Origin of the sequence: Pseudoalteromonas sp. OANN1 (assembly GCF_024124685.1) — a bacterium.
GTDB classification, from domain to species: domain Bacteria; phylum Pseudomonadota; class Gammaproteobacteria; order Enterobacterales; family Alteromonadaceae; genus Pseudoalteromonas; species Pseudoalteromonas piscicida.
Genome location: NZ_JAMXSE010000001.1, coordinates 255,117 through 270,438, shown reverse-complemented (window position 1 = coordinate 270,438; position 15,322 = coordinate 255,117). Strand labels below are relative to the sequence as shown.

At 45.9% G+C, this 15,322-nt stretch carries 12 protein-coding genes; 3 read left to right on the top strand and 9 right to left on the bottom strand.

Features of this window, described 5'->3' with window-relative positions; genetic code table 11:
- The first annotated feature begins 145 nt into the window (after nt 1–145).
- Nucleotides 146–1,009, top strand: a complete 864-nt coding sequence (locus NH462_RS01270) for an AraC family transcriptional regulator (RefSeq protein WP_193521406.1) — start codon at nt 146–148, stop codon at nt 1,007–1,009.
- Nucleotides 1,010–1,848: 839 nt separating this feature from the next.
- On the opposite strand, the gene NH462_RS01265 is transcribed toward NH462_RS01270, so the two are convergent.
- From NH462_RS01265 to NH462_RS01235, 7 genes are all read right to left on the bottom strand, one after another.
- Entirely contained in the window at nt 1,849–2,706 is an 858-nt protein-coding gene (locus NH462_RS01265; RefSeq protein WP_253103366.1) for a sugar phosphate isomerase/epimerase, read from the bottom strand.
- Nucleotides 2,707–2,774: 68 nt separating this feature from the next.
- The gene (locus NH462_RS01260) at nt 2,775–3,524 is read right to left on the bottom strand and encodes a gluconate 2-dehydrogenase subunit 3 family protein (RefSeq protein ID WP_253103364.1); all 750 of its coding nucleotides are present in this window, start codon (nt 3,522–3,524) and stop codon (nt 2,775–2,777) included.
- Nucleotides 3,524–5,203 carry a GMC family oxidoreductase gene (locus NH462_RS01255; protein ID WP_017216155.1) on the bottom strand — a complete coding sequence of 560 codons (1,680 nt, stop codon included), beginning with the start codon at nt 5,201–5,203 and terminating at the stop codon, nt 3,524–3,526. Before NH462_RS01255 ends, NH462_RS01260 begins: the two co-directional genes overlap by 1 nt.
- Before the next feature lie 2 nt (nt 5,204–5,205).
- On the bottom strand, nt 5,206–5,901 hold the full coding sequence (locus NH462_RS01250) for a DUF1080 domain-containing protein (protein ID WP_253103362.1): 696 nt from the start codon (nt 5,899–5,901) through the stop codon (nt 5,206–5,208).
- A gap of 53 nt (nt 5,902–5,954) precedes the next feature.
- On the bottom strand, nt 5,955–7,172 hold the full coding sequence (locus NH462_RS01245; RefSeq protein ID WP_045964393.1) for an MFS transporter: 1,218 nt from the start codon (nt 7,170–7,172) through the stop codon (nt 5,955–5,957).
- 14 nt (nt 7,173–7,186) lie between these two features.
- Nucleotides 7,187–8,242, bottom strand: coding sequence for a sugar phosphate isomerase/epimerase (locus NH462_RS01240; RefSeq protein WP_253103360.1), 1,056 nt, complete (start codon nt 8,240–8,242; stop codon nt 7,187–7,189).
- 7 nt (nt 8,243–8,249) lie between these two features.
- Nucleotides 8,250–9,410, bottom strand: coding sequence for a Gfo/Idh/MocA family oxidoreductase (locus NH462_RS01235; RefSeq protein ID WP_253103358.1), 1,161 nt, complete (start codon nt 9,408–9,410; stop codon nt 8,250–8,252).
- Between the two features lie 157 nt (nt 9,411–9,567).
- Here NH462_RS01235 and NH462_RS01230 point away from each other — a divergent pair, with 157 nt between their 5' ends.
- Nucleotides 9,568–10,302 (top strand): AraC family transcriptional regulator, encoded by a 735-nt coding sequence (locus NH462_RS01230; RefSeq protein ID WP_017216150.1) that lies wholly within the window; start codon nt 9,568–9,570, stop codon nt 10,300–10,302.
- On the opposite strand, the gene NH462_RS01225 is transcribed toward NH462_RS01230, so the two are convergent.
- Together NH462_RS01225 and NH462_RS01220 are read right to left on the bottom strand one after the other, a co-directional pair.
- A complete protein-coding gene (locus NH462_RS01225; RefSeq protein WP_253103353.1) occupies nt 10,282–11,142 on the bottom strand; it encodes a BadF/BadG/BcrA/BcrD ATPase family protein in 861 nt (286 codons plus the stop codon). The two genes, NH462_RS01230 and NH462_RS01225, sit on opposite strands and share 21 nt — an antisense overlap.
- Nucleotides 11,139–11,885, bottom strand: a complete 747-nt coding sequence (locus tag NH462_RS01220; RefSeq protein WP_010371087.1) for a copper homeostasis protein CutC — start codon at nt 11,883–11,885, stop codon at nt 11,139–11,141. The genes NH462_RS01225 and NH462_RS01220 overlap by 4 nt, the downstream gene beginning before the upstream one ends.
- Nucleotides 11,886–12,269: 384 nt before the next feature.
- Here NH462_RS01220 and NH462_RS01215 point away from each other — a divergent pair, with 384 nt between their 5' ends.
- Nucleotides 12,270–15,254 carry a TonB-dependent receptor gene (locus NH462_RS01215; protein WP_253103351.1) on the top strand — a complete coding sequence of 995 codons (2,985 nt, stop codon included), beginning with the start codon at nt 12,270–12,272 and terminating at the stop codon, nt 15,252–15,254.
- Nucleotides 15,255–15,322 lie beyond the last annotated feature (68 nt).

Sequence of the window (15,322 nt, the reverse complement as noted above, 5' to 3'; positions counted from 1 at the left end):
AGTAAAATAAGTGACACCCCTCTCTATTTCCATCTTTGTGGATGGATATTTCCTCATTCTCTCTTACATCGAGCAATTTCAATCAAGTATCTTGCTTTTGATATGATTAAGCTTGTCTGCAGTTCTACTAACACATAGGCGCTTTATGCAAAGCAATCTTTTACAGCAGCGTATTTCGCTCGTTTGCGATTATATCAATCAACATTTAGATGATGAATTAACGGTGAGTTTGCTTAGTGATGTTGCTGCTTTATCTAAATTTCATTTTCATCGTGTATTTGTGGCTTTTATGGGCGTGAATGTGGGTAAGTATATTTTGCTGGCGCGATTAAAGCGGGCGTCTTTTCGCCTAGCATTTGAGCGCGATATTAAAATTATTGATATTGCACTCGAAGCAAAGTTTGATAGTGCTGAGGCCTTCTCTCGAGCTTTTAAACGTACTTTTGAACAAAGCCCTTCACAGTTTAGACAAGCTGCAAATTGGCCTAGTTGGTATGACGTTTTTAATTTTTCACCACAAAATTTAGGAGTGCAGACAATGCAGGTCGATATTATTAACTTTGAACAGACTCAAATTGCTTTTTTAGAGCACAAAGGGGCAGCAAAACTGATATTTGAAAGTGCAGGTAAGTTTATTGCTTGGCGACAAAATAGCGGACTTTCACCAATTAATACAAGTCGAACATTTGGCATGCCAAATGGCGACCCAGAAACTATGGCTGAAGACGCATTTCGTTTTAAATTGTGTGGCTCAGTAAACACTGAAGTACCAGATAACGCGTTTGGCGTCGAAAGTGGTGTTATTCCACAAATGCGTTGCGCCAAGGTAAGGCATTTAGGGAGTCACGACAATATGGAGCAAACTATACGTTGGTTGTATCAAAACTGGCTAGCAGACAGTGGCGAATTGCCAAATGCGCATTGCTGCTTTTTTGAATATCATAATTTTGTGCATCAAGTGGATGAGTGCGACTTGATCACCGATATTTACCTGCCATTGCAAAATTGATGATAACGTTACTTGGTTTGCATTTATGGCTAATGTATCTGCCTATAAGCAAGTTACTAATATTTATTTGCTTTGCTATAGCAATCATTGTTGCTCTAGCGAAGCGAGTTCTCAGCGCTGCAAGTCGAGTCTGAGCGTTTATTATCAAGACTTACCAACCTTCCGTTTAGCTTTGACACTTTACGCAGTAATCTTACGTAGGTCGCCATTTATGGCGACAAATAACCTTTCGGCGTAGGTACTATTAAAATAACGAGAAGTAAAAAAGTCGCGGGTATATCACTTGCAACATTTAAAGTTGAGCATTTTTATAGACACTATTTGTACTTAGCGAGTCAAAAGAAGGCTCGGATAGGTCATTCCTTGCGTGTAGCAGGTGATTTGCGTGTTGAAATTATAATCTTTGACTGATAAGTTACTAAAATTACTAAATAAAGTTAGCTTGATAATTGTTGTTTTTTACTTGTGAATAAGTGAGATATTCAAGAAATCACTTTCTTTGGACTAAGAAGCATTTTGGCTACCTGCGATCACGGAGGCATACTTAAGGGAGCGTAAAGGGTCAAAAAATGAAGCTAAGCTTGGTATTTGCCTGTATGACTGCTCATTTACTTTAACTCACTATTACAGTCAAATTGATGTATAACAGGTGCCTAAATCAAGGGACGCAAAACAGCAGGCTTGCGCTCCTTCATCGCTAATTTTAGCCTGCTATTTAGCACCAGTTAGGCAAGCGTTACCATTTTCCACTCTCGCACCATTACAGCAGTCAGGTTTGATTAACCCCGCGATCAAACCTGACAGTGACAAACTATTTCAGATAAACATATTCCCGCTTGTTACTCACTCAGTATCTTATCTAAATTCGCTTTTGAGCGGGCGACGCTTTCTAGGGGGGTTAGGCCGCTTGGGTATTCTTCTTGTTCGATTACCAGCCACTGTGTGCCGCCGTGTTGCTGCATGGTCTGGATGAGCGCTTTCCAAGGGTAGTGGTTTTCGCCAATGATTGGGCTTTTGTCATCTCCTTGGTGAGTACGTATTTTGATATGTGTCGATACGGTTCTTCCTGTATATCGCTTAACATAATCGCTAGGTGATTTACCTGCATAATTCACCCAGCCGACATCGAGCTGCAGCGGAAAGTCGCTTGGGGTGTTAGTGGCGATATAATCCCAAAATGTGCTATTAGCGTATGGGTTAAATTCCTTCTCGTGATTATGAAATCCGATCTTCATATCATAACGTATGGCAATTTGGTGCACTTGGTTAAGCTGTTTTACAAATGCTTGCACTTGGTTTTTATCCCATGCTCTTTCATCCCAAGGAATAAAGAGCGTGGATACGCCTAAGGTTTTGTAAAAGAGTAGGGTGTTTGCTAGTTTTTCTTCAGTTAATTCATCAAAGCCGATGTGGGCGCTGCTCGCAACTAATCCGAGTTCGGCTAACCTTTGTTTTAATTTACTTGGGTTATTGGCATAGCTGCCAAAGTTTCCAGCAAACTCAACGCCATCAAATCCCATGTTGGCGAGTGCTTGCAATGTGCCGTCGAAGTCTCTTGCTAATTCCTCTTTTACCGACCACAGTTGAACGCTAACGGGCAAAGGTTGAAGGGAAGGCTGTGCATACAGTGGCGAGATAAAAATTAAAGCAATGAACAGCATTACTTGCTTTAATCGGTTGGTGTTTTCAACAAACATGATCTACTCCTAAAGAAAAAGCAGAGCTAGACTCTGCTTCGGTTAGTCATAACAAAATGACTCAAGGGTTAGTCGCGGTACGCATACTGGCTTAGCCCAAGCTCTGCGAGTACGCCATCTAGATGCGCCTTGGCTTCAGCAGTAGGCCCAGGATAATCACCTGCAATTGGTACATTGCCCAGATAACCTATGTCTTGACAGCCCTCAGGTGTACAGAAGTAGGCGCCGAGAACGAGATCTTTAAAGCGCAAGAATGCTTTACCTATACGCTGAAATTGCTCTGGTGTTTGCGCATTAAAATAAGCAATATCATCCATAATCTTACTTTGCTGCGTGGCGCTAAGTTGTAAAAATGGCTTTTTAAAGCGCAAAGTCGACTCATCGTCAATCCAAGCAAGCGCATGGAGTATTGTCACTCTGTCTTTTTGTTGTCCGTGATACGGTGCGCTTACCCATTCATCGATCACACTCGGTACTTGTACTTCAGAAGCCGATGGATGATTTCCTTCCTTTGGCACTATAAAATCAGCTAGTACTGCAACTAACGTGAGCTGCGCTTCGGTGAGGGTGAGCGGCCAAGGTGACTCTGGCGGCATGATCATGTTTGGATCGGTTCCATACCCTTGAGCGCTAACTGGCTTTATTTCAATATCTGGCCAGTGCCCGGCAGTAGGCGTTTCACCCTCAATAGCCTTGCTGCATCCAGCGGTGAGTGTCACCGCTGATCCCGCAGCAAGCAAGCCTAACCACTTTAATGACTCGCGACGTGTCATGCCTGAAATATATTTATAAGAATCAACGCGATCAGGTGTATTCATCACAGTGCTCCTTTATCAATTTGTGCTGCCAACCAAGTTGAGTTTCGCATCGCTAAGGTCATTATGGTTAAGGTACAATTTTTATGGGGGTTAGACGCAAAGACACCGGCATCCATCACAAATAGATTGTTACAGTCCCATGTTTGGCCCCACTGATTCGTTACCGATTCTTTTGCTGAGCTGCCCATTCTCGTCGTGCCGACTTCATGAATGATCTCACCGCCTTTTGAAATGGCTTTTTCTGCAGGCGGCAGCTCGCCCACTTTGGCACCCATGTTCTCAAGGATCTGTTTCGCGGTTTTGAGACCATGCTCGATTTGCTTGAGCTCTCTGTCAGACCATTTGAAATGGAACTTAGCAACCGGGATCCCCCATTTATCTTTGACGTTTTCGTCAATTTCCATGTAAGAATCTTTGTTCGGTAGCATTTCTCCACGCAGTGCAAATCCAACATAGGAACCATAAGCGTCACGCACTTGCTGCTTTAACTTGGGACCATAACCTTGTTTATTGCCAGACACGCCAGAGCCCGGTTGATTAAAGCCGCTGCTAATTTCAAAGTGATAGCCACGCGGGAAATTAAGCTCACCTTTCTCATGGGCTTTGTGTCCCCACCACGGAATAAAAAGGTGGTTACCTGTATGGCCGTCTTCGTTATAACGCGGGCGACCTTTTAACGCAGGGATTTGCGCACCAAGCCAAGCACCGGTAGAGTCCATTAGATTGCGACCTACCTGACCACTTGAGTTTGCAAGTCCCTTGGGATGTTTTGCATGTTTAGAATTAAGCAAAATACGGGCAGATTCACAGGCACTGGCCGCCAAAATCACCACATCTGCATTGACTGCATGTTCTTGTGCAGACTTTTTATCGACGTAAGTCACACCCGTTACTTTGCCATCTTCATTCACCGCCACTGACTTCACCATGGCATCGGTGATCACTTCAAGGTTTCCTGTCGCTTTGGCCATAGGAATAAGCGAGGTTGTGGTTTGGAATGCTGCGCCAATTGAGCAACCGTGGCCACAAGGCGTGGCGTAAAAACACGCTAAGCGGTCGTCTTTATTACGAGTCAGCACTGCTCTGTGCATAGGAACCGCTGGGATCCCCATTTTTTTCGCGGCAGCAGCAACCAATAATTCGGGTACTCTTGGTGTTGGTGGTGGCTGTAACACGCCAGGCGCAGAAGGGGGCATGTCATCCAAGCCGGTATTGGTACCACAGATCCCGACGATTTCTTCCGTTTTATCATACCAAGGCGCAATGTCTTGATATTCAAACGGCCAATCAGCGCCATGCCCGTCACGGCTTTTACCCTTAAAGTCGTGCTCACTAAAACGCAGCGAGTAGCGACCCCAGTGATTGGTTCGGCCACCGAGCATACGTGCACGCCACCAATAAAAATCGGTGTTTTCTGCGCGTGTGTATGGTTCATCTGGCACTTGCCAACCGCCATCAATCGTCGCGTCGTAAAAACCAAAGTTCTTATCCTTATTGCCAGCACCCATGAGTGGGGCTTCGCTATTACGGCGGAACATTGGGCTTTCTGTTTTTGGGTCGTAATTTCTGCCAGCCTCTAACAATAAAACTTTGTGACCTAGCTTGGTGAGTGTATAAGCGGCCATTGCGCCACCGGCACCTGAGCCAACGACCAATACTTTATGATCAAATGTTGCCATGGTTACAGCTCCTTGATCTTAATGTTTTTGAACCAGACTTTGTCGCCGTGATCTTGCAGGCCGATGTGGCCTTTTTTACCTTCAGCAAACCCTTGCCATGTCGCAAATTTACTGTTCTTAACCAAAGCATTCCAAGTGGTGCTGCCAATCACGATACTCGTCGTGCTTACACCATTTTGCCAAACTTGTAGGTGGCTATCTTGCAGCCTAATACGAACTTGGTTCCAAGCTTCGGCAGCTTTATGTGCCGTACTTGGCGCGGCGAACAGGTCATAAATAGAGCCTGCAAGGTGAGAGTCTATTTTATTGTCTGGGTGTTCTTTGTTATCTAGAATTTGGATTTCTGGGGCGTGGGAGTATATTGCACCACCTTTTTCATCCGCCAATACAAAGATCCCACTGTTGCCTTTTTTAGAAATCTTCCAATCGAGCTGGAGCTCAAAATTCTGATACTGTTTTTTGGTCAGAATATCGCCGCCACCACCTTGGGTAAGTGTCATCGCGCCGTCCTCAACTTGCCACTGGCTATTTAGGCCGTCACTTTTAAAGTTGCGCCATTGCGACATATCTTTGCCATCGAATAGCAGTTGCCATCCAGCTTGTTGTTCTTGCGGGCTCAATTGGTTGTCAGTTGTACTAGCGCAAGCCGCACAACTAACGGCTAATGCCAGCGTTAGTATTTTTATAGAGTTGAGCATATTGGAACCTCGTCTGTTCACTTTTTACTTGTTGCTACTTAATACAAAGGGTATTACGCGTATTTCTCAACGCGTTTATTTTTATTGATATAAAGGTAAAGGCCGATAAAAGCGGCTATGAGAATAGCTGGGAATAACAGGATATTTTCAAGCACCGCTTGACCTGCAACTAGTTCTGATTGCTGCGCAGTTAAGTTCGCCGCTTGGGCTTCGAGTCGCGCCGAATCAATCCAACTACCAATTACAGGGTTCCACATGCTGACAGCAAACATCCCCGCACCGCCCATTAGAGACATACCAAGTGCGCCTGTTTTTGGGGTGTATTCAGCAACGCAGCCCAGCATGGTTGGCCAAAAATAAGTGACGCCCAAGGCAAATAATATTGCAGCCAAGTAGATTGCTGATCCTTGTGCTTGGCTCATCATGAAAATCCCCGCGGTTGCCAGTACTGCAGAGCCTAGTAACACGCCTGTTGGGTTAAAGCGGTGGACTATTGGACCGGCAAAGAAGCGACCTAATGCCATTAAGCCTGTGATCAGCGCAAGGATCATCATAGGTGAGGCGCCTGACGCACCCAGTATGCGTTCAATCCACTGTTGTGTACCAAGTTCGGTTGTTGCTGTTAAGGTCATACAGCAAATTAAAAATAGGTAGAGCGGAGAAAACAGGTGCTTGAGATTGCTGGTGGTGGAATGATCTGTGCGGTCAAATTCAGGAAACTGTGACTTGACCATCATCGCTCCATAAATCAGCGTTGGAATTAAGATCAAAGCAACTTGCCATTGCCAATTAAAGCCCGATGCAGTCATGGCATTTGATGCCAGAGCACCAATCACAATGCCGCCTGGAAACCAGACATGGAATCGGTTGAGCATGGTCGTGGTGTTTTTCGGATACATTTCGGCAATCAGTGGATTACAGCCAGCTTCCACTGAACCATTCGCAAAACCGATTAAAAACGTCGAGATCAGTAGTAACCAAAAACCATCAGCGGTAATAGTTAAAACCAACCCTGCAAAGTGGCAAATAAAGGCGAGGGCAACTAACTTTTTGGCGCCAATGGCGTTGTAGATTGCGCCACCTAACATGGTTGCAACGGGAAAGCCCAGAAATGCCATGGCGTTAACCCAACCAAGTTCTGTATCTGAGAGTCCAAACTGCTCACCTAATTGCCCCAAAATGCCTGCGCGAATAGCGAACGTCATTGATGTGACGACCAGTGCAAGGCAACAGAGCTGAAACACGGTCCGATTATGATTATTATTATTCATGGTCGTAGTCCTGTTTATTTTATGCCGAGGATTTGATTATTGCGTTCGGTATCGGTGCTACTTCCTGCAAAATCATCGAAGGCTTTTTCGGTTGGTCTTATCAAGTGCTGTTTGATAAATTCGGCACCTTCTTTGGCCCCATCTTCAGGGTGCTTAATACAGCATTCCCATTCCAATACAGCCCAACCATCAAAACCGTACTGTGTTAACTTACTAAATATTTTCTTAAAGTCGACCTGTCCGTCACCTAATGAACGGAACCGTCCTGGCCGTTGTTGCCATCCTTGGTATCCGCCGTAAACACCGCAGCGGCCATTGGGGATAAATTCGGCATCTTTTACATGGAACGCTTTGATACGTTCATGATAGATGTCGATAAATGCCAAGTAGTCCAATTGCTGTAAGACAAAGTGACTTGGATCGTAAAGAATATTGGCTCGCGGGTGATTATTCGTCGCCGCTAAAAAGCGTTCAAAAGTCACGCCATCGTGTAGATCTTCACCTGGATGAAGCTCATAGCACACATCGACTCCAACCTCATCAAAGCGGTTTAAAATAGGCAACCAGCGTTTTGCGAGCTCCTCAAACCCTTGTTCCACCAAGCCATTTGGACGTTGTGGCCACGGGTAAAAGGTATGCCAGAGCAAGGCGCCAGAAAAGCTTGCGTGACTGGTAAGCCCAAGCTTAGCACTGGCATTGGCCGCTAGCATTAGCTGCTCTGTTGCCCACTCCATACGAGCCTGAGGCGAGCCATGCACTTTTGCTGGTGCAAAGCCGTCAAACATTTGGTCATAAGCTGGATGCACCGCCACTAATTGACCCTGCAAATGGGTTGATAGCTCTGAAATAGTAAGGCCATGCTCTGCGGCAATACCAGTGATCTCGTCGCAATAATCTTGGCTTTCAGCGGCTTTTTGCAGATCGAACAGTCGCTGTTCCCAACTTGGTAGCTGAATACCTTTATAACCTAGGTTACTTGCCCACTGGCAAATACTATTAAAATTGTTAAATGGCACCTCGTCCGAGACAAACTGCGCGAGAAAAATAGCGGGTCCTTTAATTTGCTTCATTCTTATTTTATCCAATGGTAAAGGGGTGCCACTTAGTGTCTTTTGCACTAGCTGCGACCGCGTTTTCAATAAATGCCATGCCACGGACTGCAGCGTTAATACTTGGCACGTCAAATTCTTCGTGCTGCACATCGGGTTGCAGCTGGTGTGCACGAATAAGGCTGGCGAAGTTAAGGTAGATATTTGCAAATGCTTCCAGATATCCCTCAGGGTGACCGGCTGGCACACGAGTTGCGCTAATGGCTGCTTGACTAAGTGAACCCACTCCTGTGCGGATCAACTGAGCTGGGGCGTTTGCCGCACGTAACCACAAACTATTAGGCTCCATTTGCGACCATTCGATACTGGCTTTGTCACCATAGATTTTTAACGTGAGATTATTTTCTTCGCCAAGTGCTATTTGGCTTGCCATCAACACGCCCTTTGCACCGTTGCCAAAGCGCAGTAACACTGTGCCGTCATCGTCGAGCTGTCGGCCGGACACGACCATATTTAAATCCGCACAAAGCGCCTCTATCTCCAAGCCACTCACATATTCGGCGAGGTTCGCTGCGTGTACACCGATATCGCCCATACAACAACTCACGCCAGACTTACTTGCATCTAGTCGCCAGCTGGCTTGCTTGCTGTTTTCGTCATCAGCACTTGCAAGCCATCCTTGACTATATTCAACGACGACTTTGCGTATTTTGCCAAGTTCGCCATTTGCGATGCGGTGGCGTGCTTCTTTCACCATTGGGTAGCCGGTATAGGTGTGTGTTAATCCGTACAAGCAATTGCTCTTCTGAAGCTGTGTTTGTAGACGCAGGGCCTCAGATAAATTGAGCGTTGCAGGCTTGTCACTCAAGACGTGAAAGCCGTGTTCGATCGCGGCTGTGGCAATCGGAAAATGCAAATGGTTTGGGGTCACGATGGCAACAAAGTGGATGCGCTCCGACTCTGGTAATTCCGCCTCTTGTTGTAAGAGTGCTTGGTAGCTGGCATAGCAACGTGCTGGGTTAAGCCCGAGTTGCTGGCCCATTGCTAGGCTTTTGTTTGATTGGGCGCTAAATGCGCCTGCAACGAGTTCAATTTGACCATCTAAACGCGCAGCTATGCGGTGCACTGCACCTATGAAAGCGCCTTCTCCACCACCGATCATGGCCATGCGGATTTTGTTATTATCCATCGTTTAGCTCCGTCGAGTTATCGAGGTAAGTTAATCTGATGTTATTGATAATAGGTAACAGAGGCGCCAAAGTGATAATAAAAATTCGGTTGACAATGCAACAAAATCGGCGTTTAAAATAAATTATTATAATTATAAAAAGGCGGTAAATAGGGCAATGGAAGAGCAAACAATATTGAATAAAGCTGGCGTAAATCAATTGATTGCAGCATTTGATCTGATCCCAGACATCCTCTTTTGGGTCAAAGACACAAAAAGTAGAATAGTGCATGCGAACCAACATTTTGTTGAACATCAGGGCTATAAAACCCTAGATCAAATCTTACTGAAAACCGATTTTGACTTTTCACCGCAACACTTGGCATTCCAATACGTTAACGATGATAAACGAGTGATGGAAGGCTTTATCGTGACGGATAGATTAGAACTCAACCAAACCGCAAATGGGGAATTGGCATGGTTTTCCACGTCAAAAAAAGTGTTACTTGATGACGAAAATGCGATTATGGGCACTTATGGTGTTACGCGACATCTAGCGAAAACGTCAAAGGCGTTATCTCACGTAAGAGCCATTGAAGCGCCCGTTGAATTTATTCGGGCACATTATCATCGTCATATTTGTATCGAAGAATTGGCGGAACTTGCTCACCTGTCGGTAAGCGCACTGGAGCGTAGATTTAAAAAGCATTTAGCCAAAACCCCGAATCAATTTATCAACGAAGTGAGATTGGAAAATGCCCGTAAATTATTGGTCGAAACACGCTTACCAGTATCACAAGTCGCTTATCAGTGTGGCTTTTCAGAGCCAAGTTATTTTAGCAAGCAGTTTCGTCGTTTATTTGGTGAAATCCCGTCGCAATTACGTAAGGAGTTAACGTCGAGCGAGCGTTAACGCAGCGACTTCTGGTGGTAGTGCTGGTGTCACCAGCGCATCTGCGTATTCGGCAGCTAACCATGGACGAATGGGCGTGGCAATACCTCCAACTAGCGCGACTTTCTGTGCCCCTAAGCTCTGCAAATGACGGACATAACGCTCAATAAACCGTGCCGCGCTACTTAAGATCTGCTCGGCATAGGGATCGTTTGGCGTGGCAAAAACATGTTGAGCAAACTGGGCAAAATACTGGGGAGTGGCGTTTAGCGTGAGTTTGACTAGCTGTTCGGTACTGTGGCAATTCATAGCAGCCAAAAACGACTCAATCATCAGACTGCTAGGGGACAGTGTATCAAGCACCTCGATGGCATGCTTCACTAAACTCAAACCTATCCAACTGCCACTTGCACCATCACCGAGTAATAATCCGTGGCCACCGAACTCCCTAAATTGTCCATGCGTCACCAGACCCGCGCAAAATCCGGTGCCGAGAATGATTACACCGCCATCTTCGTGTTGATGCGCACCAAGGCAAGCAATGTGTGCATCGGTTGAAAATTGAAAACGTGCAAAAGGGGAACGCCATTGCTGCATCGCCTCACAAGCCGTCGTGACATTCGCGCCGGCAAGTCCTGCAAAAGCACTGATGTTGGCAATATCGTGGTGGGGGATTTTTGCGTTTGTCAGCGCTGTCATTGTTGCGCTCAACATTGACTCTTGGGCCTGATGTATTGATGTTGCTATGTTTGCAGGGCCGCTGGTGGCCTCGGCAAGGAGCTGTCCATGTTGATCCTCGAGGCGGACTTTACATTTCGTCCCGCCACCATCAATCCCTAAAAATAGCTTCGATGCTGTCATTGTATTGCCTTTTCTGATCCGGTGAGTATTGCATTAACTAGCCTTGGGCAAACTTCATCGCCATGGTGCACGCCAGAGTGAGTATGTAGAGAGAGTGGACCAAATTCACTTAAAAGCCAAAGATCCGCTGCGTTTTTCGTGTTGACCCCTCCACCGATCACCACTTCGATTTCAGCATTGAGTTTTTTCAGTAAGGCAATGAGCTGACTGGTACCAAACGCTGCGCCTTTACCACTTTGCCATGTGTTGCCGGCGCTTAAGACCCGCTCAACGCCTAACTCTAGCAGCGTCTCGGCTGCCTGCTGCCAGTTTGCAGCGGCGTCAAAGGCGCGATGAAAGGTGACAGAAAGGCCTAAGGATTTTGCCGTGGCAATAAGTGCTCTACAATGGTCAGCCGCTATCTTCTGATTGTCGTCGATAAAACCAAGCGCAATACCGGTTGCACCCGCGCAAGCAATGCCATCTATCCCTTTTTGTAACTGATATAGCATGGTGTCATCAATAGAAAAATGCGGTGCTTGGCGTAACATCACAATACATTCGCCAAAGCTTGGTAAATACTGGGCAACTGCAGCTATCGCCGTCGGGTTTGGGGTCAAGCCACCGCAACTCAGTACACCACAGAGTTCTATCCTTGTTGCCCCAGATGCAAAAGCAATTTGTGCATTTCGCTGCAACAAATGAGGATTATCGCTGCTGAGGCATATTTCCAAGTTTTTACCTGAATAGTTTGCCAAATTCATATTTCACTCTTGAAGTTGAATAATTTTAAAGTTTAAAATGATTGGTTTTGAATATTTAATTAGTTCAATAAAAACATTTAGTTACACATGTTTGGAACGTTTTTAAATTGCCTAATATAGAAACTAATAATGAGTTTTTATGTTAATCAGACTATAAACCAAGGAAATTGAAATTGGATCTTTTTTTGACCTAAACGCCGATTTTGTCTTAGTGCAAACCGAAATTCTATTATCACTTTTTGTAGAGCGCTCCTATTCTGAACGAGTGTTTCACAAACCATTAACCCCGATAGGGAAACAAAAAAGGGTCGTCACAAAGTCATGCGTCATGGAGCAGCAAGGGACGTCGTGGCTTTACAAATTATAAAAAACTTGGAGATAGGAATGGCCAATAATAATAACAGACGCCATGTGACAGGAAGGTCACGGCAATTTAGCAAGTCTGCACTGGTCCTCGCTATGTTATCAGCTACTAACTGGGCAATGGCTGAAGAAACCGAAAAAGAGGAAGCGCAGGAAATCGAAACAATTGAGGTGCGTGGGATCCGCGCATCTATGGCCGAAAACTTGGCGATTAAGCGTTTATCAAACGCGATTGTGGATGCCATTACAGCAGAAGACATTGGCAAGTTTCCCGATAAAAATGTGGCGGATTCACTGCAACGCGTACCCGGTGTGGTGATTTCTCGTAGTGGCGGGGAAGGGGAAAACGTCAGTATTCGTGGTCTTTCCTCTGATCTTACTTTTACGCAGTTAAACGGCAATTTTATCGCTTCTTCTCCGGGCTCGCCATCGCGCTCTTTTAGTTACTCTTTGTTGCCTTCTACCATGGTGCAATCGGTTGAAGTGTTTAAGTCTTCTGAGGCGCGTTTAGATGAAGGTGGGGTCGGCGGCACGGTTATTCTACACAGCCGTAAACCACTGGATATGGAGGCTAATTCTGGGGCGTTGAATGTTGAATATACCTACGCTGATGTGACTAAAGAGTACGAGCCTAATTTTAGCGGCGTTTATTCTTGGAAGAACGAAGAAGAAACCTTTGGCTTACTAGTTGGTTATACCAAACAAGACCGCACTAACCGCTCTTTAGGCGGTGATATGTCGGGCGGTGGCGGTTGGCGTTGGGCAACGAGTTCAGACTTGCCAGCTGCGGACACGGCGGGCAATGTGATTGCCGATAGTACACGTCGATTTGCAGCGTTAGAAGATGCTTATGGCAACGTCTATGACGGTGTTTGGGCACCGCAAGTTGCAGGTGTTGGGGTAACCAAAGAAAAACGTGAACGTCAGGGGTTACAAGCCACCATTCAATGGCGTCCAATAGATGATTTATCTTTAACATTCAATCATTTTCATTTTGAGCTTGGGCAAAATCGCACCACGTCACAAATGTGGATCCCAGAATGGAAGTACAACCCAGATTATCTTACCGGTATTACCCTAGACGAAACCGGTACGATTGTGACTGGCATGGACTTCACCAGTGGCGCTGGTGGCACTGAAGGGAATCTTGAATTTCCTTGGATCATTGGGAGTTATACGGTAGAAAAAGATACCTCGGATACCTACGACTTCGCTTTTGAATATGCTGGTGATTTATATGATTTACGCGGTAAGTTTGGTCGCACAGAGGCCAGCGGTGGCCCTTCAGAATCTTGGAGCGCGGCGTATAAAAGCGGCCAACCTGCGAGTCGCAGCGACTCAGGACTGGTTGAAAACGCCGCTTCATTTGCAGGATGGCGATTAGGTGACAGAGTGTCGTTGTACGCCGATCCCGCTTTGCTGTCTAACCTTAAGGCTGGTATTGCCGGCGATCCCGATCCGGGGTCGACTGGTTCTAGCTTTGTCGTCAGTGACTTAGAAGAAGACTATGCTCAGTTAGACCTTGATTATCGCGTCGGGTACGGCATCGTTGATACGCTGCGTGTCGGTGCTAAATATCGTAAAGCGACACTGCACCGCGAAACCAACAACACCTTCTTCATTACTCAAGATGGGGCTGACAGAATTGCCAGTGGCGAGCTAGATCCGTTCAGTCAAGGTGCCATTGATGAAGTGTCTTATCAGTGGATTGGTGGTATGCCAAAACTGGAAGATATTTTGAATGCAACGTCTGAACAAAATATCCCAGGCGGTTTTGAAGTGAATGCGATGCCCACGATCAATTGGGATCGATACCGCGAAATCGTGACCAGTGAATATGTTAAGCACACGCGCCGTGAGCCTGATTTTGTGTTCGACATAGAAGAAGAGATCATGGCCGCCTATCTACAGGCTGATTTTTCTTTCGGAGATTTTAGAGGAAACATCGGGGTACGCTATGTCGAGACTGAAACGCAGATTATGTCGTCGGATAAAATTAACTACTTTTTAGATGACATTGATGATGTCACCGAAGAGGATATCTTAGGTGATGAGCGCCTCATTGACGTTGAAACCACCACCGTGCGTACCGTAACAGACTCGCAATTTTTACCTAGTTTCAACATTGTCTGGGATGCCAGCGACAATCTTGTCATACGTGGTGCTATCGCCAAAACGATGTCTCGAGCTCCATTCAACGACATGGGGGCGCCAGAGCAGCTGACCTTTATCTCTCAAGAATGGGCAGACGACAGGCTCGAGTTTAGAGGCAACCCTGTGGAGCCAGGATGGCGTGGCTCAGGGGGTAACAAGGCGCTAAAACCATTTGAATCGGTACAGATGGATTTATCTGCGGAGTATTATTATGGCGAAGGATCTGCGGTTGGCATTGCGGTATTCAACAAGGACGTAGATAACTTTATCGTGCCCTTGATTATTACCTCAGTAAGGCCGTTTGAGGGCTTTAATAACCCTTTTACCGGTGTTGAAATTGTGCCGCCGGGTGATATTACCGTCACGCCGTTTACCACCACCGCCAATGGTACAAACGCGACTTCTCGGGGAGTAGAACTGTTTGCACAACATGCATTTGATAATGGCTTTGGTCTCAACGTTAACTACACCCTAAACGATACCAATCAGGCAGACATTAGCGTAGACGGTGAAAAGGTCGGTGAGTCTGCACTTGTCGGCAGTGCCGATAATCAATTTAACTTCTCCGCCTATTACGAGAATGACACCTTTAGTGTCAGAGCATCATATAACCGCCGAGGAGAAACCGCTTTGGGGCTTGCAGACGGGCTCACTGTATATCAGGAACCATACCAACAAGTTGATGTGAACGCTTCTTATAACTTGATGGAAAACCTGATCCTAACCGCGTCTGTGATCAACCTAACCAAAGAAGAACCGAGAACCTTTTATGGTGAAGATTCTAAAGCGAGATTGCGCAGCAGCAGCTATACCGGCCAGCGCTACTATGCTGGGATCACCTATCGATTTTAACTTTGGCGATAACCATAAAGTAATGCAAACAGGGTGAAGTCGTGTCAGCACAACGAGAAACAATATCA

What these genes read in the sequence shown, in the direction of transcription:
- NH462_RS01270 (WP_193521406.1), top strand. Translation starts at nt 146, where the DNA reads ATGCAAAGCAATCTTTTACAGCAGCGTATTTCGCTCGTTTGCGATTAT.
- NH462_RS01265 (WP_253103366.1), bottom strand. Translation starts at nt 2,706, where the DNA reads ATGTTTGTTGAAAACACCAACCGATTAAAGCAAGTAATGCTGTTCATT.
- NH462_RS01260 (WP_253103364.1), bottom strand. Translation starts at nt 3,524, where the DNA reads ATGAATACACCTGATCGCGTTGATTCTTATAAATATATTTCAGGCATG.
- NH462_RS01255 (WP_017216155.1), bottom strand. Translation starts at nt 5,203, where the DNA reads ATGGCAACATTTGATCATAAAGTATTGGTCGTTGGCTCAGGTGCCGGT.
- NH462_RS01250 (WP_253103362.1), bottom strand. Translation starts at nt 5,901, where the DNA reads ATGCTCAACTCTATAAAAATACTAACGCTGGCATTAGCCGTTAGTTGT.
- NH462_RS01245 (WP_045964393.1), bottom strand. Translation starts at nt 7,172, where the DNA reads ATGAATAATAATAATCATAATCGGACCGTGTTTCAGCTCTGTTGCCTT.
- NH462_RS01240 (WP_253103360.1), bottom strand. Translation starts at nt 8,242, where the DNA reads ATGAAGCAAATTAAAGGACCCGCTATTTTTCTCGCGCAGTTTGTCTCG.
- NH462_RS01235 (WP_253103358.1), bottom strand. Translation starts at nt 9,410, where the DNA reads ATGGATAATAACAAAATCCGCATGGCCATGATCGGTGGTGGAGAAGGC.
- NH462_RS01230 (WP_017216150.1), top strand. Translation starts at nt 9,568, where the DNA reads ATGGAAGAGCAAACAATATTGAATAAAGCTGGCGTAAATCAATTGATT.
- NH462_RS01225 (WP_253103353.1), bottom strand. Translation starts at nt 11,142, where the DNA reads ATGACAGCATCGAAGCTATTTTTAGGGATTGATGGTGGCGGGACGAAA.
- NH462_RS01220 (WP_010371087.1), bottom strand. Translation starts at nt 11,885, where the DNA reads ATGAATTTGGCAAACTATTCAGGTAAAAACTTGGAAATATGCCTCAGC.
- NH462_RS01215 (WP_253103351.1), top strand. Translation starts at nt 12,270, where the DNA reads ATGGCCAATAATAATAACAGACGCCATGTGACAGGAAGGTCACGGCAA.